24 protein-coding genes and 1 riboswitch are annotated in these 24,658 nt (G+C 70.5%); of the genes, 11 read left to right on the top strand and 13 right to left on the bottom strand.

Translation table 11 applies throughout. The features are described 5' to 3' along the window. Positions 1–43: 43 nt before the first annotated feature. From AB0I98_RS14685 to AB0I98_RS14675, 3 genes are all read right to left on the bottom strand, one after another. A complete protein-coding gene (locus AB0I98_RS14685; protein WP_362940550.1) occupies positions 44–1,546 on the bottom strand; it encodes an MFS transporter in 1,503 nt (500 codons plus the stop codon). After that, positions 1,543–2,523, bottom strand: coding sequence for a zinc-binding dehydrogenase (locus AB0I98_RS14680; RefSeq protein WP_362940547.1), 981 nt, complete (start codon positions 2,521–2,523; stop codon positions 1,543–1,545). Before AB0I98_RS14680 ends, AB0I98_RS14685 begins: the two co-directional genes overlap by 4 nt. A gap of 112 nt (positions 2,524–2,635) precedes the next feature. Then, entirely contained in the window at positions 2,636–3,799 is a 1,164-nt protein-coding gene (locus AB0I98_RS14675) for an FAD-dependent oxidoreductase (protein WP_362940544.1), read from the bottom strand. Between the two features lie 256 nt (positions 3,800–4,055). Between AB0I98_RS14675 and AB0I98_RS14670 the strand changes: the two genes are divergently transcribed. After that, positions 4,056–4,703, top strand: coding sequence for a pentapeptide repeat-containing protein (locus AB0I98_RS14670; RefSeq protein ID WP_362940750.1), 648 nt, complete (start codon positions 4,056–4,058; stop codon positions 4,701–4,703). Positions 4,704–4,823: 120 nt separating this feature from the next. Here AB0I98_RS14670 and AB0I98_RS14665 read toward each other — a convergent pair whose 3' ends face one another. Both AB0I98_RS14665 and AB0I98_RS14660 read right to left on the bottom strand, forming a co-directional pair. Next, on the bottom strand, positions 4,824–5,855 hold the full coding sequence (locus AB0I98_RS14665; protein ID WP_362940541.1) for a Ku protein: 1,032 nt from the start codon (positions 5,853–5,855) through the stop codon (positions 4,824–4,826). A gap of 50 nt (positions 5,856–5,905) precedes the next feature. Then, positions 5,906–7,315 carry a M1 family metallopeptidase gene (locus tag AB0I98_RS14660; RefSeq protein WP_362940538.1) on the bottom strand — a complete coding sequence of 470 codons (1,410 nt, stop codon included), beginning with the start codon at positions 7,313–7,315 and terminating at the stop codon, positions 5,906–5,908. 38 nt (positions 7,316–7,353) lie between these two features. On the opposite strand from AB0I98_RS14660, the gene AB0I98_RS14655 reads away from it, so the two are divergent. Next, entirely contained in the window at positions 7,354–7,854 is a 501-nt protein-coding gene (locus AB0I98_RS14655; protein WP_362940535.1) for a hypothetical protein, read from the top strand. A 99-nt stretch (positions 7,855–7,953) separates the two neighbouring features. Then, on the top strand, positions 7,954–8,691 hold the full coding sequence (locus AB0I98_RS14650) for a hypothetical protein (RefSeq protein WP_362940532.1): 738 nt from the start codon (positions 7,954–7,956) through the stop codon (positions 8,689–8,691). On the opposite strand, the gene AB0I98_RS14645 is transcribed toward AB0I98_RS14650, so the two are convergent. Next, positions 8,671–9,237 (bottom strand): GNAT family N-acetyltransferase, encoded by a 567-nt coding sequence (locus tag AB0I98_RS14645; protein ID WP_362940529.1) that lies wholly within the window; start codon positions 9,235–9,237, stop codon positions 8,671–8,673. The two genes, AB0I98_RS14650 and AB0I98_RS14645, sit on opposite strands and share 21 nt — an antisense overlap. Before the next feature lie 69 nt (positions 9,238–9,306). Between AB0I98_RS14645 and AB0I98_RS14640 the strand changes: the two genes are divergently transcribed. Continuing rightward, a complete protein-coding gene (locus AB0I98_RS14640; RefSeq protein WP_362940526.1) occupies positions 9,307–10,176 on the top strand; it encodes an alpha/beta hydrolase in 870 nt (289 codons plus the stop codon). Positions 10,177–10,263: 87 nt separating this feature from the next. Here the strand turns inward: AB0I98_RS14640 and AB0I98_RS14635 are convergent, their stop codons facing one another. Further along, the gene (locus AB0I98_RS14635) at positions 10,264–10,839 is read right to left on the bottom strand and encodes a TerD family protein (RefSeq protein WP_210577841.1); all 576 of its coding nucleotides are present in this window, start codon (positions 10,837–10,839) and stop codon (positions 10,264–10,266) included. 162 nt (positions 10,840–11,001) lie between these two features. Here AB0I98_RS14635 and arfB point away from each other — a divergent pair, with 162 nt between their 5' ends. Both arfB and AB0I98_RS14625 read left to right on the top strand, forming a co-directional pair. After that, a complete protein-coding gene (arfB, locus tag AB0I98_RS14630; protein ID WP_362940523.1) occupies positions 11,002–11,430 on the top strand; it encodes an alternative ribosome rescue aminoacyl-tRNA hydrolase ArfB in 429 nt (142 codons plus the stop codon). Positions 11,431–11,518: 88 nt separating this feature from the next. Next, the gene (locus AB0I98_RS14625) at positions 11,519–12,394 is read left to right on the top strand and encodes a sigma-70 family RNA polymerase sigma factor (protein WP_362940747.1); all 876 of its coding nucleotides are present in this window, start codon (positions 11,519–11,521) and stop codon (positions 12,392–12,394) included. 11 nt (positions 12,395–12,405) lie between these two features. On the opposite strand, the gene AB0I98_RS14620 is transcribed toward AB0I98_RS14625, so the two are convergent. Beyond that, a complete protein-coding gene (locus tag AB0I98_RS14620; protein ID WP_362940520.1) occupies positions 12,406–12,990 on the bottom strand; it encodes a flavin reductase family protein in 585 nt (194 codons plus the stop codon). 313 nt (positions 12,991–13,303) lie between these two features. Between AB0I98_RS14620 and cdgB the strand changes: the two genes are divergently transcribed. Both cdgB and AB0I98_RS14610 read left to right on the top strand, forming a co-directional pair. Next, the gene (gene cdgB, locus AB0I98_RS14615; protein ID WP_362940517.1) at positions 13,304–14,962 is read left to right on the top strand and encodes a diguanylate cyclase CdgB; all 1,659 of its coding nucleotides are present in this window, start codon (positions 13,304–13,306) and stop codon (positions 14,960–14,962) included. A 119-nt stretch (positions 14,963–15,081) separates the two neighbouring features. Next, a complete protein-coding gene (locus AB0I98_RS14610; protein WP_362940514.1) occupies positions 15,082–16,056 on the top strand; it encodes a carbohydrate-binding protein in 975 nt (324 codons plus the stop codon). Here the strand turns inward: AB0I98_RS14610 and AB0I98_RS14605 are convergent. From AB0I98_RS14605 to AB0I98_RS14595, 3 genes are all read right to left on the bottom strand, one after another. Next, positions 16,053–16,982 carry a 1-phosphofructokinase family hexose kinase gene (locus AB0I98_RS14605; RefSeq protein WP_362940511.1) on the bottom strand — a complete coding sequence of 310 codons (930 nt, stop codon included), beginning with the start codon at positions 16,980–16,982 and terminating at the stop codon, positions 16,053–16,055. The genes AB0I98_RS14610 and AB0I98_RS14605 overlap by 4 nt on opposite strands. 131 nt (positions 16,983–17,113) lie before the next feature. Next, positions 17,114–18,325 (bottom strand): N-acetylglucosamine-6-phosphate deacetylase, encoded by a 1,212-nt coding sequence (gene nagA, locus AB0I98_RS14600; RefSeq protein ID WP_362940508.1) that lies wholly within the window; start codon positions 18,323–18,325, stop codon positions 17,114–17,116. Further along, entirely contained in the window at positions 18,325–19,269 is a 945-nt protein-coding gene (locus AB0I98_RS14595; RefSeq protein WP_362940505.1) for an ROK family protein, read from the bottom strand. Before AB0I98_RS14595 ends, nagA begins: the two co-directional genes overlap by 1 nt. 175 nt (positions 19,270–19,444) lie before the next feature. Between AB0I98_RS14595 and AB0I98_RS14590 the strand changes: the two genes are divergently transcribed. The 3 genes from AB0I98_RS14590 (at position 19,445) to otsB (ending at position 21,915) form a co-directional block, all read left to right on the top strand. After that, positions 19,445–20,662 (top strand): extracellular solute-binding protein, encoded by a 1,218-nt coding sequence (locus AB0I98_RS14590; protein WP_362940502.1) that lies wholly within the window; start codon positions 19,445–19,447, stop codon positions 20,660–20,662. A gap of 48 nt (positions 20,663–20,710) precedes the next feature. Next, positions 20,711–20,938 (top strand): DUF3263 domain-containing protein, encoded by a 228-nt coding sequence (locus AB0I98_RS14585; RefSeq protein WP_362940499.1) that lies wholly within the window; start codon positions 20,711–20,713, stop codon positions 20,936–20,938. A gap of 128 nt (positions 20,939–21,066) precedes the next feature. After that, positions 21,067–21,915, top strand: coding sequence for a trehalose-phosphatase (otsB, locus tag AB0I98_RS14580; RefSeq protein WP_362940496.1), 849 nt, complete (start codon positions 21,067–21,069; stop codon positions 21,913–21,915). On the opposite strand, the gene AB0I98_RS14575 is transcribed toward otsB, so the two are convergent. Beyond that, positions 21,883–23,292 carry a trehalose-6-phosphate synthase gene (locus AB0I98_RS14575; RefSeq protein ID WP_362940493.1) on the bottom strand — a complete coding sequence of 470 codons (1,410 nt, stop codon included), beginning with the start codon at positions 23,290–23,292 and terminating at the stop codon, positions 21,883–21,885. The genes otsB and AB0I98_RS14575 overlap by 33 nt on opposite strands. Positions 23,293–23,379: 87 nt before the next feature. Next, a complete protein-coding gene (locus tag AB0I98_RS14570; protein WP_362940490.1) occupies positions 23,380–24,324 on the bottom strand; it encodes a glucosyl-3-phosphoglycerate synthase in 945 nt (314 codons plus the stop codon). Between the two features lie 158 nt (positions 24,325–24,482). Next, positions 24,483–24,640, top strand: a riboswitch (SAM riboswitch). The last annotated feature ends 18 nt before the right edge of the window (positions 24,641–24,658 follow it).

Below are 24,658 nucleotides of genomic sequence, written 5' to 3'. Positions count from 1 at the left end.
CGGGGGGACCCCCATCGCCCCAGGCGGCACGCATGCCCGCAGCTCAGTGGGCCACTGATTCCGGTACCGGCGCCTGCGTCGGCGTGCCGTGTTTCGGGGCCTTTGCCGTCACCATCGAGGCCGCGACCAGGGCTGCCAGGAGCATGATGCCGGCGGCCCACCAGATGGCGACTGTGTAGCCGTGGACGACGCCCTCCCGTATCACCAGGTCCCGCTGGGAGGGGTCGGTGAGGTGGGCGGTGACATAGGCCGCGCTGCTCGTCGTCGCGATCGTGTTCAGCAGCGCCGTACCGATCGAACCGCCCACCTGCTGCGAGGTGTTGACGGTCGCCGAGGTCACGCCGGAGTCCTGCGGGGCGACGCCCGCGGTCGCCGTGGCGAACACCGGCATGAAGGTCAGGCCCATGCCGAGGCCCATCAGGAGCAGTGCGGGCAGGATCTCGGTGGTGTACGAGGAATTCACCGTCATCTGCGTGAGGATCACCATGCCGCCCGCCGCCAGCACCATGCCGGGAGCCATCAGCATGCGCGGCGGTACGTGGTCCAGCAGCCGGGCCGAGATCTGGGTGGAGCCGACGATGATCGCGGCGGTCAGCGGCAGGAAGGCGAGGCCGGTCTTCACGGGTGAGTAGCCGAGGATGGCCTGGAGGTAGTACGTCATGAACAGGAACAGCCCGAACATGCCGATGACGGCGAGCGCCATGGTCAGGAAGCAGCCCGCGCGGTTGCGGTCCCTGAGGATGTGCAGCGGCAGCAGCGGCATGGGCGCCCGGTTCTGCCACCACACGAAGGCGGCCAGGAGTACGACACCTGCCGCGATCAGCGTCAGCACCAGACCGTCCGTCCAGCCGCGCGGCTCGGCCTCGCTGAAGCCGTAGACGATCGCGACCAGGCCGCCGCAGCCCAGCAGTACACCGGGCACGTCGAGGCGGGCGCCCGCGTGGCCGGGCCGGTCGTGCAGCAGGGCGAACGCGCCGAAGACGGCGGCTACGGCGATGGGCACGTTGACGTACAGGCACCAACGCCAGTCCAGGTACTCGGTCAGCAGCCCGCCGACGATGAAGCCGATCGCCGAACCGCTGCCCGCGAGAGCGCCGTAGATCCCGAAGGCCTTCGCCCGCTCCTTCGGGTCGGTGAAGGTGGTGGTCAGCAGGGAGAGCGCGGACGGGGCGAGTACGGCGGCGAAGACGCCCTGCAGCGCACGGGCGCCGAACAGCATGCCCGCGGTGGTGGCGGCCCCGCCGATCGCGGAGGCGGCGGCGAAGCCGACGAGCCCGATCACGAAGGTGCGCTTGCGGCCCACCAGGTCGGCGATCCGGCCGCCGAGCAGCAGCAGACCGCCGAAGGCCAGGGTGTAGGCGGTGATCACCCACTGTCGGTTGCCGTCCGTCATGCCGAGGTCGCTCTGCGCGGAAGGGAGCGCGATGTTCACGATGGTCGCGTCCAGGACGACCATCACCTGAGCGAGGGCGATGACCACCAGGCCCCACCAGCGACGGGGGTCGGCGCCCGTGGGTTCACCTGTGTGGCGGGTCTTCCTGTTCATGGCTCCAGTACGACCTTTCCGGTGGTTCCGCGGTTCTCCAGCGCGCGGTGTGCGGCGGTGGCCTCGGTGAGCGGGAAGCGGTGTACGGCCGGGATGAGGCGGCCTTCGGCGGCCTCGGCGAGGGCGCGCAGTTCGAGGGTGTGTATGGGGTTGGGGCCGCCCGCCTTCTGCATCATCACGGGCCCGAGGACCTGCTCGGTCACGCCTTCGACGACGTACGGGCTGCCGTCGTGGATCCCCTCGCCGGACCAGCCGAAGACGATGTGCTGTCCGCCGGGTCCGAGCAGGTCGACGGCCGCGCGGGCGACGTCGCCGCCGACCCCGTCGAAGACGACGGTCGCTCCCCGTCCGCCCAGGTAGGCGCGGACCTTGTCCGGCCAGGCGGGGTCCTTGTAGTCGACGGCGAGATCGGCGCCGTTCGCCTGCACGCGCACGACCTTCTCCGGGCCGCCCGCGAGGCCGATCACGGTGGCGCCGGCGTTCCGGGCGTACTGCACGAGCAGGGTGCCGATGCCGCCGGCCGCCGCGGGGATCACGGCCACCGAGTCGGGGCCCAGCTCGGTGAACTGCAGGATTCCCATCGTCGTACGGCCCGTGCCGATCATGGCGACGGCCTGCGCGAAGTCCAGGCGCTCGGGGATCTCGTGGACGCGGTCGACATCGGTGACGGCCAGTTCGGCGTAGCCACCGGGCGCGAATCCGAGGTGGGCGACCACGCGCTTGCCGAGCCACAGCGCCGCGACACCCTCGCCGAGGGACTCGACGACACCGGCGACCTCGCGGCCGGGGATGGTGGGCAGGGGCGCGGTCTCGGTCGCGGGCCCGGGCATGCCCTCGCGCAGGGCGGTGTCGAGGAGGTGGACTCCGGCCGCTTTCACGGCGATACGGACCTGGCCCGGGCCCGGCAGCGGGTCCGTGACCTCTTCGTAGCTGAGGTTCTCGGCCGGGCCGAAGGTGTGCAGGCGGATGGCGTGCATGGCGCGCTCCTCGTGTGATCGCTCGGTAGGGCGATGCGTGATCGCTCGGTACGGCGGTTCGATCGCTCGGTATGGCGGTTCGATCGCTCGGTATGGCGCCCACTCTTCAACCTCAAGCTTGCTTGAGGTCAAGGGTGTTGTGGCGGCCGAGGGCCAGCGACACCGCGGTGAGCGCGCTGTTGAAGGAGACCTCGGACAGCACGCCCGGCGCGGCGACCTGGTCGCCGGCGAGATAGACGCCGGCGCCGCGGTCGACGGCCGGCCGGTCGCGCCAGCTGGTGCCGGGCAGGTCGACGGCGCCCGTACGGCCGTTCGCCACGGCCTCGCGCCGCCAGGTGACGCGTTCGCGCCAGCCCTCGAAGGCCATGTCGAGCAGCCGCTCGGCACGGGCGATGCCGTCCGAACGGGACTCGTGCGGGGCGATCGGGATCTGCCCCTGGATGAGCTGCTCACCGGCCGGCGCCAGCGAACGGTCCTGCGCGGTGAACCGCTCCAGCCAGCCGGGGGAATCGAGGTCGGAGACGACGAAGGCGTCCCCGCGCCGGGTCCGCACCGCGAGGTCGATGAGGGCCGTACGCCCGCTCGTCCACGTCAGGGAGTCGTCCTTCAGCAGGCTGCGAGCGGAGTCGAGGGAGGTCGCGACGACGACGGGCGTGTCGGTCGGCAGGGTGTCGACCCGGGACAGCGTCTCCATCCGCACACCCAGATTCCACGCCCGGGCGGCCATCCGGTCGATGAGCGTGGCCCAGCCGCCGCGCGGATAGTGCGCCTCCGGAGGCAGCTTCGTGGCACGCCGCAGCCGCTCCTGCACGAAGGCGGCAGAGAGGCTGCCGGGGTCGTGATGGAAGAGCGCGACGGCGGAGTAGTGCGCGGCGGCGCGGGCCCCCTCCTCACCCGCCTCCCGCTCGGCCCACGTCATGAAGTCGACGTCGACGGGCGCCTGTTGAGCGCTGCGGCGGAGCAGCTTGAGCATAGCGAACGGCGGGGTGCGGCGCAGCACGTCGTGGTGCTTCAGCCGCAGCCGGGCCGCCTCCAGGGGCGGGATCGGGGCGAGCGGCCCGATCAGGTCGCGCTGCCGGAGCCAGGCCCAGTGCGGGCCGCCGCTGTAGAGGGCGTGCGGGCCTTCGTTCGTCCGGTACGGCCCCTCCGCGGTCCGCGCCCGCCCGCCGAGGGTGTGATGCGCTTCGTACACGGTGACCTTGGCGCCTGCCTCCGCGGCCGTGATGGCCGCGGTGAGTCCGGCGAAGCCGCCGCCGATGACGGTGATGCGGTGCATGGCTGGGGGTCTCCCTCTGGTTGGGTCGCCTTTCTGGGAGTACGACGGTCGGAAGGGGCCGGAATGTGACATGGCACTGGTCGGAGGGGCTGGAATGTGACATAGCACTCTGCCTGGCGTGGGGTTTTCGCAGGTCAGGAGCATTGTCAGTGGTGGGGTGCAGCATGAGGGGTGATACGGGCGCGGTACGGGTTCGGTACGGGCGGTCTGGTGCGGGAGTGACGGGAGGCAGGGCGTGGCGAAGAAGGCTGGGGCCGTGAAGGGGGCGCGGCGGCCGGAGGTGCGGTTGCCGGTGCTGGAGCCGTTCGGGGACGGGGAGTTGGAGCCGGACGGGGATTACGACGGGCTGGAGTTCCGGGAGGCCGACCTCGCCGGGCAGGACGGCGGGGGCGCCCGTTTCATGGACTGCGCGCTGACGGGCTGCGCGCTGGACGAGACACGGCTGCACCACGCCCGCTTCCTCGACGCGGTCCTCACCGCGCCGCGCGGCGTCGGCACGAACCTCGCGGAGTCGACCCTGCGCGATGTCGAAGTGCTGGACGCCCGGCTCGGCGGCACCCAACTGCACGGCGCCGTCCTGGAACGCGTCGTCATCCGCGGCGGCAAGATCGACTACCTGAACCTGCGCGCCGCCCGCCTCAGAGACGTCGTCTTCGAGAACTGCGTCCTGGTCGAACCGGACTTCGGCGGCGCCCGCCTGGAGCGCGTCGAGTTCCCCGGCTGCGTCCTCAAGGACGCCGACTTCACCTCCGCGACGCTGATGGACGTCGACCTGAGGGAGGCGGCGGAACTGGGCATCGCCCGGGGGATCGGCCGGCTGTCGGGGGCGGTGATCAGCTCGAGCCAACTGCTTGATCTGGCGGGGGTGTTGGCGGGGGAGCTGGGGATCCGGGTGGAGGGGTGACGGAATGGGGCTCCCGCCCCGGCGGCCGTAGCGTCGTAAGCCTCGCCGTCCTCGAGGACCGCCGACTCGCCTGTCCGTGCGCGGTGTTGCGCAAGGAGCTGTAGGGCCGGTCCGGTCGGCTCAGGCAGTCCGCTTCCGAGGCGTCGTCTTCTTGGCCTGTGTCTTCTTCGCCGTGCTCTTCGCGGCCGTCGACTTCTTGGTGCCCTGTGTCGACTTGGCCGTCGTCTTCTTCGCGGATGCTGTCTTCTTCGTGGCCGTCTTCTTGGTTGCCGTCGACTTCTTGCCGGCCGGCTGTTTGGGCGCGGTGCGGGCGGTCTTGCGGGACGGGAGGCGTTTGACCTGGGCGGGTTCTTCTTCCGGCGCCTCGCCGCGGGACTCCTTCGCGTCCCGGACGCTCTTCTCCAGGGCGGCCATCAGATCCAGGACCTTGCCGCCCTTCGCGGGTTCGGGGGCCTCGGGCGGCGCCTCGCCGGCGGCCTTCGCGGCGATGACCTCCTCGACGGCCTCGCGGTACTCGTCGTGCAGATCCTCGAGCTCGACCTCGCCGAGGGTGTCCATCAGGGCGTCCGCGAGGTCCAGCTCCTTGTCGCGGACCGTGACTCCCGTCTCCGGGGCGACACCCTCGGGGGCGCGGACCTCGTCCGGCCACAGCAGCCCGTGCATGGCGATCGCGTCGTCGACCACCCGCAGCATGCCCAGCCGCTCCCGCCCGCGCAGGGCGAATTTCGCGATGGCGACCTTGTTGCTCCGTTTGAGTGCCTCGCGCAGCAGCGTGTACGGCTTGGCGGCCGGGGCGCCGCTGGCCGCGAGGTAGTACGCGGCGTCCATCTGGAGCGGGTCGATCCGGTCGTTCGGCACGAACGCCACGATCTCGATCGTCTTGGCGGTGGGCAGCGGAAGGTGGGACAGGTCCTCGTCGGTGATCGGAATGAGCGAGCCGTCCGCGTCCTCGTACGCCTTGCCGATCTCTCCCTGCGTGACCTCGCGGTCCTCCAGTTCGCAGACCTTGCGGTAGCGGATCCGGCCGCCGTCCTCCGTATGGATCTGGCGGAAGGAGATCGAGTGGCTCTCGGTGGCGTTCACCAGCTTGATCGGGATGCTGACCAGGCCGAACGAGATGGCGCCGTTCCAAATGGATCGCACGTGCAGCACCCCTCCGCACCCTTTTGTCACCGTTTACGGGAGATTCCCATCGTATGACGTCAGGGCTGGTCCGGCCTGCCCTCGCCGTACAGCCACTCCTCCCAGACCGGCGTGAAGTCCTGATCCGGGGCCTGCCGCTCGACGTATGCCGTGAAGTCGTCGGTGTCCGCGTTGCCGTGGCGGTGGGTGGCGGCCCAGCCCTGGATGATCTCGTAGAACGTGTCGTCGCCGACCGTCTCCCGGATCTTGTGGAGGACCATCGCGCCCCGTACGTAGACAGGGGGGTCGGAGATGTGCGCGGCGTCGGTCGGCTTGCCGGGCGGGAAGGCCCAGATCGCCTCGTTGTCCTCGGGGTCGTCGTAGTAGTCGCCGGCGTAGAGCTGGTCGAAGATATCCTGCGCGGATTCGCCGTCGTGGTCCTCCTGCCACAGCCACTCCGCGTAGGTCGCGAAGCCCTCGTTGAGCCACATGTCCCGCCAGGTCTTCGGGGAGACGGAGTCGCCGTACCACTGGTGGGCGAGTTCGTGGACGAGGAGTTCCGTGTCGGGGGCGCCGGGGAAGACGGGCCGGTTCTGGGTCTCCAGGGCGTAGGCGATGTCGTCCTCGCGCTCGATGATCGCCCCGGTGGAGGAGAAGGGGTAGGGGCCGAAGCTGTCCTCGGCCCACTCCATGATCTCGGGGAGCCGCCCCAGCACCTCCCGGCTCGCCTTGGTCTGGCGGGGGTCCACGGCCGTGTACGCCGGCAGGTCGTCCGCGACGGTGGTGCGGCTGATGTCGTAGCGGCCGACGGCGAGCGTGGCGGCGTGGCTCGGCATGGGCTCGGCGGTGTGCCAGGTGAAGGTCGTACGGCCGTCCCTGGTCGTCTCGTTGGTCAGTTCCCCGTTGGAGACGGCGTGCAGCCCCTTCGGCACGGTCACTTCGATGTCGTACGCCGCCTTGTCGGACGGGTGGTGATTGCCGGGGAACCAGGCCATGGAGCCCGTCGGTTCGCCGAGCGCCAGGGCGCCGTCCTCGGTGGGCAGCCAGCCCTCCTCCGAGCCGTCCGGGTCGGTGATCGTCTCGGGGGTGCCGGAGTAGCGGACGGTGATGCGGAAGGTGTCCTGGTCGTCCAGGTCGTGGCGCGGGCGGACGGTCAGTTCCTGGCCGGTGCGGTTCCAGCGGGCGCGCTCGGTGTCCACGGTGAGCGATTCGATGTCCAGGCCCTCGAAATCGAGGTTGAACGCGGAGAGGTCCTGGGTGGCCGTCGCCGTGATCTCGGCGGTGCCGGTGAGGTGCTGCGTCTCGGGGACGTAGTCGAGGGTCAGGCCGTAGTGCGTGACGTCGTAGCCGTCGTTGCCCGCCTTCGGGAAGTACGGGTCACCGAGGCCCGAGCCGCCGGGGGTGCCGACGACTCCGCCGCCGCACGCGGTCAATGCGAGGGCGAGAAGGGCAAGTGCGCAGGTCGGGACAACGGGTGCGGATCGGGACACGTCAAGGATCCTAGGCGGGCCGTGACACCATCGCGTACGTGCTCGACATCGGCTACGCCCTTTCCACCCGTTTCCCCGATCCGCCCCAGACCGACTACCGCCGCGCGGACGTCCGGGCGCTGCGGCACGATCTGTTCTGCGGGGACGTCTATCTCGCCGACACCAAGGCGGACCGGGAGTTGTCCACAGCCTGGGGATGGGTGCCGGTGCTGGACTTCGCGTGGGCGCTGTGCGACATCGTCGAGCGGATCGACCGGGATCCGGTCGGCTCCCGGGCCTCCCGCCCCCAGCGGGCGGAACTCGACTTCACCGAGTCCACCGACCGCCTGCTCTTCGAGCGCCGCTTCGGCTGGGTGGACATCGAGGCCGACTGGATGCCGGCGGAGGAGCCGCCCCTGAGCTTCTCCCACGCCGAGCTGCGGCGCGAGGCCCGCGACTTCCTCCACGATCTGATCGCCGACCTGTGTGATCTGCATGACGACCTGGCGGAGAATCCGGCGATCTGGATCTTGCAGGCGAAGTTCCCGCGGGTGGGGTGACCTGCGGCGGAGATTGCCGGAACACGGAAAGGAGATGCGCGGGCGGTTGCCTGTTGATCCCGTTGCCTTCCGCCTTCCGGCCATAGAAGCTTTGGCCTCGTGACAACAACGCGTACGGACACGAGCAACGGGACGGGCAAGGGCGGGGCGCTGATCGTCGCCTCGCTGATCCCGGCGTTGTTCTGCTACCTCGCCTTCGCCGTCTGGCTGCCCTCCGACGTCGGGCGCCACCGGGACTATGGGGCGGCCGAGCAGTGCCCTGACCGGGCGGCGACGCAGCGGGCGGAGGACTGTCTGCGTACGGTCACCTTCACCGTGAAGGACACGGAGGTCGACGGCCGCGGAAAGCGTGTCTCCTACACCGCGACCCTGTACGCCGCCCCTTTCTGGCACCACGTCGTGGCCTTCGGTGATCCAGGGCCGGTGCTGGAGCGGCTGCGGCCGGGCGAACGGATCGCCGGTACCGTCTGGCGCGGCGACATCATGACGATCACCAAGGGCGACGCCCGGCAGAACACCGCCGACGCGCCCCGCGACGAGGCCCAGATGACAGCCGCCATCGGCACATTCGCAGGCCTCCTGGCGGCCGTGGCGCTCGGATTCGGCGCGGTACGGCTGGCCCGGCCCCGCGACCCCGAGCCCTTCACCTGGCGCCCGTACGGCAAGTGGCTGCTCATCACCCTGGGCGTCCTCTGCACCGGCGCGGGCTTCCTCAGCCTGTGGCTGGGCCTGCCCTGGTGGCTCGTGCCCACCGTCGTGATCCCGTGCATGTCCTACGTGGCCTGGCAGCTGTACCGCCACTGCCTGCAACGCCTCTCAGTCGCCCCTGCCCCGTGAGTGCAGATGACCGTCGAGCGGGAAGGACGGCGGCGCGGCGGGCAGCAGCCGGTCGAAGTCGTAGCCGCTCTTGTGCGCGACCCGGCACGAGGCCAGGTTGTCGGCCTGGTGCAGGAGCTCCAGACGTACGAGGTGGTCGGCGCCCAGATGCCCGAAGGCCCACCCGGTGACGGCTTCCAGAGCCCGGGGCGCCACTCCGCGTCCACGAGCGTGCGCCGCGGTCCAGTAGCCCACCTCGGCCGACGGCTTCCCCGCAGCCACGTCCTTGAGCACCACGTGCCCGACCAACTGCCGCTGATCTGCTCCGCGTTGCGTCTCCAGCACCGCGAAGCCGAACTGGTCACCGGCCGCCCAGCCCCGCTCCTGACCCCGCACCCACCTCAGCGCGTCGGCCTCGTTCTCCACGGCGAGACTCGTCCAATGCCGCAGGGCGCGATCCCGGCCCGCCTCGACCAGCGCGGGGACGTCGTCGACGCACCAGGGGCGCAGCACGAGGGCGGGCAGCGACGGTGTCGCGTCAGCGTGGAGTACGACCGTGTCAGGCACCGGCCCATCGTATGAGCGCCGCGGGACTTGGCGGCGATGAGTTCTCGGCGCGGACCGGGTCTACACGTCATGGCTACGCAGATGCTCAAGACTCCCGAGGTCGACCTCGCGTACGACGTCCACGGCCCGCTGCCGACCGCCGACGGACGTCCACCGCTGTTCATGATCGGCCAGCCCATGGACGCCAGCGGCTTCGGCGTGCTGGCGTCGCACTTCCCCGACCGCACCGTGATCACTTACGACCCGCGCGGCCTCGGCCGCAGCACCCGCAAGGACGGCCGGGTCGACCAGACGCCCCGGACTCAGGCCGCCGATGTGCACGCCGTCATCGAGGCGCTCGGCGCGGGCCCGGTCGAGATGTTCGCGAGCAGCGGCGGTGCGGTGACCGCGCTCGCCCTCGTGGCGGCCTACCCCGATGACGTGACGACCCTGGTGGCGCACGAGCCCCCGCTCATTCCGCTGCTCCCCGACGCCCAGGCCGCTCAGCGCGCCCAGGCCGGAATCCGGGATGCCTACGAGGCTGGAGGCTGGGGTGCCGGCATGGCGGCCTTCATCCAGATGACGTCGTGGCTCGGCGAGTTCACCGACGACTACTTCGCCCAGCCCGCCCCGGATCCCGCCGCCTTCGGGATGCCGGCCGAGGATGACGGCTCCCGCGACGATCCCCTGCTCTCCGACCGGTCCTGGGCGGTCAGCGGCTACCGGCCCGACGTCGACGCGCTGACCGCCGCGCCGACCCGGGTCGTGATCGCCGTCGGCGAGGAGTCCCGGGACACCCTCACGGCACGCACCTCGGTGGCGACGGCCGAGCTGCTCGGTCAGCGGGCGACGGTGTTCCCCAGCCACCACGGCGGCTTCCTCGGCGGCGAGTTCGGCTACGCCGGGCAGCCCGAGGCCTTCGCGCGCAAGCTGCGCGAGGTTCTCGACGATGCCGGCTGAGGGTCGGTCGGTTGAGGGCCGCTGCACGCGCCGACGACGGAGCCCCCGGCCTCGAAAAGCCGGGGGCTCCGTAAGACAGCGTGTCCGTCAGACGTTCACGCCGAAGTCCTGGGCGATGCCGACCAGGCCCGAGGCGTAGCCCTGGCCGACGGCGCGGAACTTCCACTCCGCGCCGTTGCGGTAGAGCTCGCCGAAGACCATGGCCGTCTCGGTGGCCGCGTCCTCCGAGAGGTCGTAGCGGGCGATCTCGGCGCCGCCGGCCTCGTTGAGGATGCGGATGTAGGCGTTGCGGACCTGGCCGAAGTTCTGCGTGCGGTTCTCGGCGTCGTAGATGGACACCGGGAAGACGATCTTCTCGATGTCGGCCGGGAGGGCCGCCAGGTTGACCTTGATCGCCTCGTCGTCGCCCGCGCCCTCGCCCGTGCGGTTGTCGCCGGTGTGGACGATGGTGTTGTCCGGCGTCTGCTTGTTGTTGAAGAAGATGAAGTGGGCGTCGGAGTACACCTTGCCCTGCGGGTTGACCGCGATCGCCGAGGCGTCGAGGTCGAAGTCCGTGCCGGTGGTGGTGCGGACGTCCCAGCCGAGGCCCACGGTGACGGCGGTCAGGCCCGGAGCCTCCTTGGTGAGCGAGACGTTGCCACCCTTGGACAGGCTTACAGCCATTGTTGGGAGTCCCTTCCCTCGTTTACGTACGGCAAGAACGCTACAGCTACCCGTATCAACGCCGGGAGCGTACGCGAGGTTCCAGGTGGCTTTACTTTCTTTACCCGGGCCGGCCGGGATATTCGGGTGACGTGGACCGGACAGAGCGGCGACCATGGAGCCATGTCCGGTCCCTATCCCATTCGCGGCTCCGTCTCGCTTCCCGAGGCCGAGCTCATGTGGCGTTTCTCGCGGTCCTCGGGTCCGGGCGGGCAGCACGTCAACACCAGTGACTCGCAGGTGGAGTTGCGCTTCGACCTGGCGAAGACCGAGGCGCTGCCCGAGGTGTGGAAGCAGCGGGCCCTGGAGCGGCTGGCCACCCGGCTCGTCGACGGGGTCATCACCGTACGGTCCTCCGAGCACCGGTCCCAGTGGCGCAACCGCGAGACCGCGGCCGTACGCCTCGCCGCCCTGCTGGCCGAGGCCACCGCGCCGCCGCCCAAGCCGCGGCGACCGACCCGCATCCCACGCGGGATCAACGAGCGGCGGCTGCGGCAGAAGAAGGCGCGGTCGGACACGAAGCGGGGGCGGTCGGGACGGGACTGGTCCTGAGCCGGCCGGCGACGCCTGTCACGTTTCCCCCACCTCCTCCGTCATGTTCGTGTCGACCGACCGCGATCCGTACGAGGGGACCCCGACCATGACCGACGCGCCGCACAGCACCGAGTTCCTCGCCGAGCGCTTCGAGTCGCACCGAAGTCACCTCCGTGCCGTCGCCTACCGCATGCTCGGTTCGCGGGCGGAGGCCGAGGACGCGGTGCAGGAGGCGTGGCTGCGGCTGAGCCGGTCGGACACCAGTCAGGTCGACAATCTCGGGGGCTGGCTCACGACGGTGGTGGGCCGGGTCTGTCTCGACATGCTCCGCACCCGTAAGTCCCGCGCCGAACAGCCACTGGACTCCGGCCCGCCCGTGCCGACGGACACGGCACCGGACCCGGAGCAGGACGCGCTGCTCGCGGACTCGGTGGGCGTCGCGCTGCTGGTCGTACTGGAGACGCTGTCGCCCGCGGAGCGGCTGGCGTTCGTGCTGCACGATCTGTTCGCGGTGCCGTTCGACGAGGTCGCCACGATCGTGGGGCGGACGCCGACCGCGGCCCGGCAGCTGGCCAGTCGCGCCCGGCGGCGGGTGCAGGGCGCCGAGGCCCCGGACACGGATCTGGTGCGGCAGCGGCGGGTCGTCGAGGCCTTCCTGGCCGCCGCGCGGGACGGCGACTTCGACGCGCTGGTGGAGGTTCTGGACCCGGATGTCGTGGCGCGGTCCGAGGCCGGCGTGACCTCGGGTGCCGTGGCGGTCGCCTCCTCGGCGTCCCGTTACTCGCAGGCCGCCCTCGCGCAGCCCGCCCTGATCACCCGCCCCGCCCTGATCGGCGGCAACGTCGGCATCGTCGTCCTCGTGGACGGCCGCGCCGTGCGGGCGCTCAGCTTCACGGTCGCACACGACCGGATCACCGCGATCGACATCACGACCGACCCCGTCCGCGCCGCCGACCTCGACATCACGCTCCTGGATGTGTGACGTGTGTGACGTCACCCCAACTGCCGGTACCGCCCCCGGAAATACGCGAGCGGGCCGCCGTCCGCGCTCGGTACGGCGGCCGTCAGCACCCGGCCGATCACCAGCGTGTGGTCGCCCGCGGGCACCCGCTGTTCGGTACGGCACTCCAGGGTCGCGAGGGCGCCGCCCACGAGGGGAGCGCCGGTCGCCTCGCCGCGGACGTAGGGGATGTCCTCGAAGAGCAGACGGTCGCTGATGCGGCCCTTCATGGCGAAGCGGCCGGCGATGTGGCGCTGGCTCTCGGAGAGGACCGAGACCGCCCACAGGGGCTGCTCGGCGAGCAGGTCGTCCATGCGGGAGCCGTCGCGCAGGCTGACCAGGACCAGGGGCGGGTCGAGGGACACCGACATGAAGGCCGTCGCGGTCATGCCGACGTCCTCGACCTTCGGCGACATGGGGTCGTCGGGGTCGAGCGGGGGTTCCTGTGCGGTCACCAGGACCACGCCCGCGGCCAGCCGGGACATGGCTGCGCGGAACTCGTCGTTGCTCACCCCCTCAGCATGCCCGGCGCGGGGCACGGGGACGGGCGGGGTGGTGGCAGGGGGAGTGTTCAGCACGCGGAAACGCTAGTCTCCGGCCGGTGCGGGGCACATCGGGCGTCAGCCCGAACCGGGTCCTAGGACCAGATACCTAATCTCCACAGAGGTGCGAAATTTGCGGTCGGTAAACGCACAGGAAAATCGCAGAAACACCGCTCAATTGTTCATGTTTCGCTGTGACTTGAGTCACAAGAGCCATTAATTGTTGACCCTGTGTACCGAGTGAGCAGCGCGCTGTGATTCAGTGGCGGGAAGCTGCAAGGGCACACTGATCAAGAACCGCCGAAGAGAACCCTTGATTCGCTGCCGAGGTCTCGGGGGGAGGGCGAGCATGGAGACCGAGTCGGAGCCGTACGTCCGTCTTGCGACCCTGCGACAGCTGCACCAGGTCATGGCGGACATGAACACGGCACGCAGCCTTGCGGACACACTGCAGACCGTCGCCGACGGCGTCGTGACCGGCCTCGGCTACGAGCTGGCATGCGTCAACCTGGTCCGGCCGGACGGCGATCTCGTCGTCGCCGCGTTCGCCGGCAACCCCGCCGCCGAGGCGCTCATCACCGGCCGTGTCGGCTCGCGCGAGTCCTGGGAGCGCCGCCTCAGCATGGGCGAGCAGTGGGGCGACCTGGTCTTCATCCCGCACACCGAGGGCTGGGTCCTCGATGACGACGACGTACCGCAGTGGTACACCGACGGGCCCGCGCCCCGCTTCGAGGACGAGTGGCACCCGTCGGACCGGCTCTTCGCGCCCATGCACACGCCGGGTATCCAGGGCGGCGCGTGCGGCGAGCTGATCGGCGTGCTCTCCGTGGACCGGCCGCGCAACGGCCGCCGGCCCGGCGCCTGGGGCCGCGAGGCCCTGCAGATGTACGCGTTTCAGGCCGCCATCGCCATCAGCAACGCACGTCTACGCGCGAATATGCAGCGGGCATTGGTCAGGCTCGAACGGGAGCAGCAGGCCCTGCGAGCGAGCGAGGAAAGCTTCCGGCAGGCCTTCGAGTACGCCCCCTCCGGCATGGCCATAGCCGAGATGGGCGGCGACCAGCATGGCCGGATCCTGCGGACCAACGACGCCCTGTGCCGTCTGCTGGGCCGCCCCGCCTCCGCGATGCGCCGCTACTCCTTCTCCGACCTCGTCCACCCCGAGGACATCGGCACGCTGCTGCGGACCTCGGCGGAGGGCGGCCGGGCGGAGCTCAGGCTCGGGCGCCGCGACGGGACGTACGTCTGGGTCTCCCTCCGTAACTCCGTCGTCGCCGACGCCGCCGACGGCCCCCGCTTCCTCCTCACCCACGTCGAGGAGATCGAGGAGCGCAAGCGCCGCGAGCTCCAGCTCGCCCACCGCGCCTCCCACGACTCCCTCACCGGCCTGCCGAACTCCGCCGAGCTGCGCGCCCGGCTCTCCTCCCGCCTCTGCCAGCGCCAGACCCACCCCGGTGCCCTCGAGCCCGTGGACGCGGCGTTCGGCCATCCCGCCTACGACGCCAACGGCCATGGCTTCGACTACCGCCCGGGCGGTGGCATCGATGTCTACGACGCCTACGACCACCACGTGCACACCGTCGCCCCCGAGGGCGAGCACGACGACGGCACCAAGGGGCTCGCGGTCCTCTTCTGCGACCTCGACGGCTTCAAGTCGATCAACGACCGGTTCGGGCACAACGCGGGCGACGCGGTGCTCATCGAGGTGGCCAGGCGGTTGTCCCGCGGCGTCCGCGACGGTGACACGGTGGCCCGGCTCGGCGGAGACGAGTTCGTCGTCCTCGCCGACGGGCTCGGGCGTGCCGACGCGGCGGATCTCGCGGCCCGGCTGCGCAGCGAGATCATCCAGCCGATCCGGGTCGACGGCCGCGCCATGCGGGTCGGCGCCAGCTTCGGAATCGGGTGGGCACACTGCGGGATGACGGCGGACGAAGTGTTGAAGTCCGCTGACGAGCGGATGTACGTCGAGAAACGATCGCGTCCCAAACAGCACAGACGCGCGGGATGACCCCAGGTCAGTGAGTTGATGCGACCGGAGTCACCCGTTTGGGCCTCGCGGAGCGGGTAGGCTCGCCATTCTGACCCCATGCACTGCATCCGCACCGCACCTGTTGAGGAGACCTAGGGATGACGCCCGGCAACAACGGCGCGAGCACGCCCGAGGACGACGACCCGTTCGGCTACCTCTACGCCGACGGTCAGGCCAACGGCGCCCAGCCGCCCTCCGGCGGTTACGGCTACCCCGGCTCCGTCGGCTCCGTCAACAGAGCGCGCTCGGTCGGCCAGCGCCAGTACGGCCAGCAGGCACCCGCCCCCACGGCACCCACCGCGCAGTACGGCCAGACCGTGCCCCAGCAGCAGGGCGCGTACGGCCAGCCGAGCGCCCACTACGCCGCGCCGGAGACGTTCCCCGGCGGCGGCGCTCCTACGTCCCCGCAGCAGCCGTCGTACAGCGACGGCGGCGGTGGGCGCGGGCGCGGCCCGAACACCAAGGGCCTGTTGATCGGCGCGGTCGCGGTGGTCGCCGCGGTCGTGATCGGGATCAGCCTGGCGATGATGAACGGCAACGACGACGACAAGGCCGACGGCGGCGGCGCGGCAAGCTCGCCGTCCGCCGAGCAGAGCGCGGAGCCGAGCCAGTCGGCGAGCGGCGACGCCGGCAACGAGGTGAAGCTGCCGAAGAGCGACGCCAAGGCGTTGCGACTGGGCGGAACCGCTGCGTTGGCCTCGGACGTCGAGGGTGCTCAGTCGGACGGTGGCATCTACGTCGGCAACCTCAACCAGGTCGGCAACTCGGTGACCTGGACTGTCAATGGCATCCCTGAAGAAGGCGTCTATACGCTCTTCGCCCGCTACAGCGCGGCCGGTGAGGACCAGTCGATGACGCTCACCGTCAATGGCAAGCCGTTCGGCAGCAAGCTGAGCATGAAGAACTACGCAAAAGCCGCCGACGGCGACTTCGCAAAGGGCTGGACCACGACGTATGCGTGGCCCTCCCTCACCAAGGGCACCAACACGCTCTCGGTCTCCTGCGGGAACGGCGACAAGTGCAACGTCCTGCTGGACCAGCTGTCGCTGAAGAAGGGCCAGGTCGAGAGCTAGGCCGCGCTGACCTCCCCGGTCACCGCCACCCGCCCCACCAGCTCCTCGTACGCCCTTCGGTCGAACTCGCCCGCCGTCGGCGCCAGTACGGTCGCCGCCGACAGGGCGATCGCCCGGGCCAGTCGGTCCGGCCACGGCAAGTGCTCGACGAGGCCCGACAGCAGGCCCGCGACCGCGGAGTCGCCCGCGCCGGTCGGGTTGCCGTGTACCGGGGTGGGCGGGGCTGCGCGCCAGCGGCCCTCCGGGGTCACCGCGAGCAGTCCCTCGGGGCCCAGCGACGCGACGACCGCGTGAGCGCCGCGGCGACGGGCGTCCTGCGTGGCGCGGAACGGCTCGTGGGAGCCGGTGAGTTCGGCGAGTTCGTCGGCGTTGGGCTTGATCAGGTCGGGGCGGGCGGCTACTCCGCGGCGGAGTGGTTCGCCGCTGGTGTCGAGGAGGACCGGGACGCCCGCCGCCCTCGCGTCCCGGATCAGTCCCGCATACGCGCCCACCGGCACGCCCGGCGGCAGGCTCCCGCACAGGGCCACCGCCGACGCCGACGGGAGCAGATCCTCGTATGCCTCCTGGAAGGCGGACCACTCGGCGGGGGTGATGACCGGGCCGGGCTCGTTGAGCTGGGTCGTGTCGCCGGTCTGTTCGTCCACGACGGCTATCGTGCGACGGGTCGGGCCGGAGATCGGGACGAGGGCGTCCACCAGGCCCGGTGTGGTGGTGAGTTGGTCCTGGACGACGCGGCCCGTCGCGCCGCCCGCGAAGCCGGTGACGGTCACCTCGTGGCCGAGGGCGGCGAGGACGCGGGCCACGTTGAGGCCTTTGCCTCCCGGGCGTTCGGTCACCTCGGTCACCCGGTGAGAGGTGTGCGGCCGTAGCGCCCGTACGCGGTAGGTGATGTCGAGAGCGGTGTTCAGTGTGACCGTGAGGATCACCTGGGCCGACCTCCCCCGATGAGATGCGGAATGCGCGTGCCGTCTGTCTGTCCGGATGTCAGATCATGCCAAAGAGACGGCCGCCGAGCCCAGTCCCGGGTCGGCCACCGTCTCGCTGACTGCCGGACGGATCAGCCCAGTTGGGGATCGACCACCCATTCGCCCCGGCGCATGACGCCCTTCAGGTTGAAGTCCGTGTCGAGGATCACCAGGTCGGCGTACTTGCCCGCCTCCAGGGAGCCGATCGTGTCGTACATCCCCAGCAGCTTGGCCGGGTTGGCGGACAGGGCCGTGACCGTGTCCTCGACCGGGAGGCGGTCGATCGTCACCGCGCGCTTGAAGGCGCGGTCCTGGGTGAGGGTGGAGCCCGCGATCGAGCCGCCCTCCACCAGGCGGGCGACGCCCTCGCTGACCTCTACCTCCAGCGGGCCGAGCATGTAGCGGCCGTCGCCGAAACCGGCCGCGTCCATCGCGTCGGTGATGAACGCCACGCGGCTCGCTCCCGCGTGGTGGAAGGCGAGTTGAAGGGAGGCGGGGTGGAGGTGCGTGCCGTCGTTGATCAGCTCGACGGTGATGCGGTCGTCCTCGAGGAGGGCGGCGATCGGGCCCGGTGACCTGTGTCCCAGCGTCGGCATCGCGTTGAAGAGGTGCGTCGCGACCGTCGCGCCCGCCTCGATCGCCTCCACCGTCTGCTCGTACGTCGCGTCCGTGTGGCCGATCGCCGCGATGACGCCGTGCTCGGCCAGCAGTCTCACGGAGTCGATGCCGCCCGGGAGTTCGGTCGCGAGCGTGACCATCTTCGCCTTGCCGCGCGCCGCGTCGATCAGTTTGCGGACCTCCGCGGGGTCCGGGTCCCGGAGCAGTTCCTCGGAGTGCGCGCCCTTGCGGCACGGGGAGATGAACGGGCCCTCGAAGTGGATGCCGGCGATGTCGCCCTGCTCGGCGAGTTCGCTGAGCAGGCCCGCGCGCTGGACCAGGAAGTCCATGTCGCCGGTGACGGTGGAGGCGACGAGGGTGGTGGTGCCGTGCAGGCGGTGGGTGTGGATGCCGGTGACTACGTCGTCTGGCGTGCCTGATGTGAACGAGGCGCCGCCTCCGCCGTGGTTGTGGATGTCTACGAATCCCGGTACCAGCCAGTGGTCGGTTACGTCGATGAGGTGGGCGTTCTCTGGGGCTGTGCGAGCGATTCGGGTGCCGTCGATGATCACTGAGCCGTCTTTGACGGTGCCCGTCGGCATGACCACGTTGGCACCGGACAGGATGAGGGGCGCCTTCGCCGTCGCGGGCTGCGGGCCGGTGGGGGCTTGTCGCGCAGTTCCCCGCGCCCCTGAGGGGGTTGCCATCAGGTCGTTACCTCCGTGCGGTCAGTTGTGTCTAGGAGGTCCCAGGCCAGTAGGCCGGCACCCAGGCAGCCCGCGGTGTCGCCCAGGGCCGCGGGGACGATGGTCGGCAGTTTCTGGAAGGTCACGCGTTTCTTCACCGCGTCCCGCAGCGGTGTGAACAACGTTTCCCCCGCCTCGGCCAGGCCGCCACCGATGATGAGGGTGCGGGGGTCCAGCAGGGTGAGGGCGGTGGTCAGGCCGTCGGCCAGGGCGTTGATGGCCTCGTGCCAGATGGTGAGGGCCTTCGGGTCGCCGGAGGTCATGGCCTTCGCGCAGTCCGCCGCGTCCGCGGCAGGGTTGCCGGAAGCCTTCGCCCAGGCTTCGCTCACCGCTGCCGCCGAGGCGTACCGCTCCAGGCAGCCGGCCTGACCGCATGGACAGGGGGCCCCTGCCGGTCGTACGACGATGTGGCCGATCTCGCCCGCGAAGCCGTGCGCGCCCGACTCCACCCGGCCCTCGATGCCGATCGCGCCCGCTATGCCGGTGCCGAGGGCGACGAAGAGGAAGCGGTCGGTGCCCTGGCCCGCGCCGATGCGGCCCTCGGCGAGGCCGCCGCTGCGGACGTCGTGGCCGAGGGCGACGGGGACGTTGCCGATGCGGGCGGTGAGCAGGTCGCGCAGGGGTACGTCGCGCCAGCCGAGGTTGGCCGAGTAGGCGGCGATGCCGTGGTGCTCGTCGACGATGCCGGGGACGGCGACTCCGGCGGCGGCCGCGGGCTCGCCGAAGGTCCGGTCGCCGTACGCGCGTAGCTCCGCGGCGAAGTCGAGGATGTGCTCGACGACGGCCCCGGGTCCGCGCTCGCGGCCGGTGGCGCGGCGGGCCTGGTGCAGCAGCTCGCCCTTCGCCCCTACCAGGGCGGCCTTCATCCCGGTGCCGCCCACGTCGAGGGCGATGACATGTCTCACGGGGACAGTGTGGCCCGTGGACCCGGAAGAGGTCTAGTCCACTTGCGTGGTGTAGACCTTATGGCTACGTATCGAAAGTTTTCGCGATGGTGATGCGCGATCGCGAAGGTGGGGCAGGAGAGCTGTGCAGGGGCGGAAGAGGACAGGGGCGATCGCGGTGGTGTCCGCTCTGGGCATGACGGCGGTGCTCGGCGGCTGCGGCCTCGGCGACGACGCGGACGAGGTGACCCTGAGGCTGGTCGCGGCCGACTACGGCGACAGCGCGGCCAACAGCTCCGAGAAGTACTGGGGCAAGCTCGTCGACGAATACGAGGCCGCCCACCCCGGGGTGAAGATCCAGGTCAGCGTCTACTCCTGGAACGATGTCGACCGCAAGGTCAAGGAGCTGGCCGACGCCGGCAAGGCCCCGGACATGGCGCAGATCGGTGCGTACGCCGACTACGCGGACAAGGGCCTGCTCTACCGCGCCGACGACCTGCTCTCCATCACCACCCAGGCCGGTTTCGCCTCCCAGCTCGCCAAGGCGGGGCAGGTGAACGGGGTGCAGTACGGCATGCCCTTCGCCGCCTCCACCCGGCTGCTGTTCTACAACAAGGACCTCTTCAAGAAGGCCGGCCTCACCCCGCCGACCACCTGGGACGAGCTCGCCGCCGACGCCGCGGCGCTGAAGGCGGACGGGGTGAAATACCCGTACGCCCTGCCGCTGGGGCCGGAGGAGGCGCAGGCCGAGACGATGCAGTGGCTGCTCAGCGGCGGGGGCGGCTACACCGACGGCTACGGCACCTACGGCATCGACTCCGCGCAGAACGTCGACACCTTCACCTGGCTCAAGGACGAGCTCGTCGGCAAGGGTCTGACCGGGCCCGTCGCGCCGGGCGAGCTGAACCGCGCCGACGCCTTCGCCGCGTTCGCCAAGGGGGACGTCGGCATGCTCAACGGGCACCCCTCGCTGATGCACATCGCCGGGAAGAAGGGCGTGAAGTTCGGCATGGTGCCGATGCCCGGCGTCGACGGTGAGAGCGACGCCACGATGGGGGTCGCCGACTGGATGACGGCGTTCAAGAAGAACGGGCACGCCGAGGAGGTCGGCGACTTCCTCGACTTCGTGTACGACGAGAAGAACGTGCTGGACTTCTCGCGTGAGTACGACCTGCTGCCGGTCACGACCAACGCTTCCGCGACGATGACGGAGGCGAAGCAGGACGCCGATCTCAAGCCGTTCCTCGACGAGTTGCCGCTCTCCGAGCTGTATCCGGTCGGCAAGACTTCCTGGGCCGAGGTCAGCGCGGCCGTCAAGAAGCGGATCGGGCAGGCCGTGGCCTCCGGCGGCAATCCGTCGGCGGTGCTGAAGCAGCTGCAGGCGACGGCGAATTCGGCCGCGAGCGCGGAGTAGCTCCGCGGTTTTGCCGGGCTGTCGGTGGCGGGGGATAGCGTGCGGGGTATGGAGCAGCTGGGCCGCAGGGAGCAGGACATCCTCGCGCTCGAACGCCGGGGGTTTCCGGGGCCGGGGGCGAAGGAGCGGGCGATACGGGAGGAGCTGGGGTTGGCGCCGGTGCGGTATTTCCAGCTGTTGAATGCGCTGCTGGATGATCCTCGGGCGTTGGCTCATGATCCGGTGACGGTGAATCGGCTGCGGCGGGTGCGGGATGCGCGGCGGGCGGAGCGGTAGGGCTCTGCTGGGTGCCGTGTTTTGTCTGCGGCGCCGTTGTGGCTGGTCGCGCAGTTCCCCGCGCCCCTTCGGGGCGCGCTGCAGAACCGCAGCTGACTTCACCAGGTCTCCGTGGATAGGGTCGGCCCATGGGCAGCCCCGTGGACTCGACAGACGACCGCTTGCCGAACCCCGTTACCCAGGCCGGCCGAGCCGGTATCGCCGCTATCCTCCAGCGGCCCGGCAGGGCGATGATCGCTCTTGACTTCGATGGGACGCTCGCACCGATCGTGGCGGATCCGGAGCGGGCGCGGGCGCATCCGGGTGCGGTGCCGGCGTTGGCCGCGCTGGCGCCGAAGGTGGCCGGCGTTGCGGTGATCACCGGGCGTCCGGCCGAGGTCGCCGTCCGGTACGGCGGCTTCTCCGGTGTTGCCGGGCTGGAACATCTCGTGGTCCTCGGCCACTACGGCGCCGAGCGCTGGGATGCCGTCACCGACGCCGTCACCGCCCCGCCGCCGCACCCCGGAGTCGCCGCCGTCCGCGCGGAGCTGCCGACGCTCCTGGACGGGACCAACGCCTGGGTCGAGGAGAAGGGCGGCCGGGCCGTCGCCGTGCACACGCGCCGTGCCGACGATCCCCAGGCCACCTTCGAGGCCCTCCGCGAGCCGCTCGCCGACCTCGCCACCCGCCACGGCCTGATCGTCGAGCCGGGTCGCCTGGTCCTCGAACTCCGCCCACCGGGCATGGACAAGGGCGTGGCCCTGACCGACCACGCTCGCGACATCGGCGCCGAGTCCGTCCTCTACGCCGGCGACGACCTCGGCGACCTTCCCGCCTACGCCGCCATCGACAAACTCCGCTCCGACGGCACCCCCGGCCTGCTGGTGTGCAGCGGCAGCGACGAGGTGACCGAGCTGAGGGAACGGGCGGATGTGGTGGTCGACGGTCCGGCGGGGGTCGTACGGCTACTGGGGGAGTTGGCGGCCCGTATCCGGTAGCGCGTTCAGCTGATCCAGGAACCACTGCGTCGGCGGCAGTGACGTCGCTGCCGCCGCCAGCCGCTTCGTGCGTTCCCCGCGCTCCCCGGCCGGCATCGTCAGCGCTTCGTACAACGCCTCGGCCGTGCCCGTCACGTCGTAGGGGTTCACGGTGATCGCGTCCTCGCCCAGTTCCTCGTACGCCCCCGCCTCCCGCGAAAGCACCAGCACGCATCCCTCGTCGGAGACGACCGGCATCTCCTTGGCGACCAGGTTCATGCCGTCGCGGATCGGGTTGACCAGAGCCACGTCCGCGAGCCGGTACGCCGCCAGCGAGCGGGCGAAGTCGTCCTTCACGTGCAGCACGACCGGCGTCCAATCCGGCGTTCCGTAGCCGGAGTTGATCTCCTCCGCGAGCCGCTGCACCTCGGCCGTGTACTCGCGGTAGACGGCGAGGTCCTGCCGCGACGGATACGCGAACGCGACATGCACGACCCGTCCGCGCAACTCGGGGTGGTCGTCGAGGAGCTGGCGGTATGCCAGCAGGCCGCGCACGATGTTCTTGGACAGCTCGGTGCGGTCGACCCGGACGATGGTCTGGCGGCCCGGGCCGATCTCGGCCCGCAGCGCGGCCATCCGTTCCTCGACGTCGGTCTCGTGCGAGCGCCGGCGCAGGAAGTCGGCGTCGGCGCCCAGCCCGTGGACGCCGACCCGGGTGTCGCCGAGCCCGCCGACGAGGGCCTCGGCGCATGCGGTGAACGCGTCGGCCCAGCGGTGGGTGAGGAAGCCCAGCCGGTCGGCGCCGAGCATCCCGCGCAGCACCTGCTCGGCGATGTCGTCCGGCAGCATGCGGAAGTACTCCACCGGCGCCCACGGCGTGTGCGAGAAGTGGCCGATCCGCAGGTCGGGGCGGAGTTCGCGGAGCATGCCCGGCACCAGGGTCAGGTGGTAGTCCTGCACCAGCACCGCCGCCCCGGCCCCCGCCTCCTCGGCCAGCGCCTCAGCGAACGCGCGGTTGTAGCGGACGTACGACTCCCACTGCCGCCGGAACTCCGTGTCGAAGACCGGCTCCAGCGGCGTCTGGTACAGCAGGTGGTGGACGAACCAGAGGACCGAGTTCGCGATGCCGTTGTACGCGTCCGCGTGCACGTCGGCCGGAATGTCCAGCATCCGTACACCGGACTCGCCGACTCCGCGCCGTACCGCCTCGCGGTCGCCGTCGCCGAGGGCCGAGCAGACCCACAGGGCGTCCGCGTCCGGCCCGATCGCGGAGAGACCGGACACCAGCCCGCCGCCGCCGCGCTTGGCGTGCAGCGAGCCGTCCTCGCGGACCCCGTACGAGACGGGGCCGCGGTTGGAGGCGACCAGTACCTGCGCAGCACCGAAAGTTGCAGCCATACGCCACAACCTAGCCCAGGCCAGAACCGCTCAAACGTACGGCTCAGCGGTATACAACCGGCGCGTTCCGTTACGCCACGCGCACGTTTATGCCGCTTTGCGGGACTGGTACTCGGCGATGTCGGCCATCGGAGGCCGTTCTTCCGTATCCACGGAGTAGGTGCGGGGTTCGAATCCGTCCTCGCTCCGTTCGAACTGGGTGAGGGAGGGGCGGATCAGATGCCCGCGGGCCAGCCTGAGCTGGGCCGTGCGGTAGATCGCGGCCGACATCCGGCCCAGGGCCTGGCCGTCCTGGTGCCGGTGCTTGCGCACGCCGACGTCGACCTGGGCGAGGGCGTCAAGGCCCACCAGATGCAGGGCGTCGACCAGCATGCCCAGCTCCACGCCGTAGCCGACGGGGAACGGGAGCTGTTCCAGCAGGGAGCGGCGGGCTGCGTACTCGCCGCCCAGCGGCTGGACGAATCCGGCCAGCTGCGGCCAGTGCATGTTCAGCAGCGGGCGGGCCATCAGTTCCGTCACCCGGCCGCCCTGGCCTGCCGCGCCGCCGAGCGGACGGTCGTACATCCCCTTGACGAGGTCGACCTCCGGGTCGGTGAGCAGCGGGCCGACGATGCCGGAGACGAAGTCCGACTTGAACTCCTTCAGGTCCGCGTCGATGAAGCAGACGATGTCACCGCTGGTGACGAGGAGCGAGCGCCACAGGACCTCGCCCTTGCCGGGGACGGCCGGTATGCGCGGCAGGATGTCGTCGCGGTGGACGACCCGAGCACCCGCGGCGGCGGCCACCGCGGAGGTGCGGTCGGTCGATCCCGAGTCGACGACGACGATCTCGTCGACGAGCGGGACCTGGTGCATGAGGTCGTGACGGATCACGGCGACGATCTCGCCGACCGTCTCCTCCTCGTTGAGCGCGGGCAGCACGACACTGACGGTCTGGCCCGTGGCGCGTTTCGCGGCCAGGATCTTGTGGAGCGGGCGATCGGTCAGGGACCAGGAGCGTGCGCTCAACCAGCGCTCGACTTCTTCCAGCACAGTAAGCGGCTCCTCACTGTCGCGGATCACGACTAGAGGTGTGTGATCCATCTCGCGGTTCGGACGACTATCTCAACTGTCCTGGCCTTCGGTTACAGTCTTGAACAACGCTGATGACCATCGCATGTCGGGGGTCGTTTGCGTCTACAACTAAATACCGCTCATCCAGAGGGGCAGAGGGATACGGCCCGTTGAAGCCCCGGCAACCCTCCAGTCGGTACTCGTAGATCAGTGTTGATCGTTCTCCGCGAGGCTCCCGGCTAGGGAAGGTGCCAAATCCGTCTCACGGCGAGATGCGTCGTGAGGAAGATGAGGAGAAAGGGCCTCGCCTCAC

This window comes from Streptomyces sp. NPDC050211, from assembly GCF_040656035.1.
GTDB lineage: Bacteria > Actinomycetota > Actinomycetes > Streptomycetales > Streptomycetaceae > Streptomyces.
Note: the sequence above shows the minus strand (reverse complement) of the source record. Positions and strands in the feature narration are given on the sequence as shown.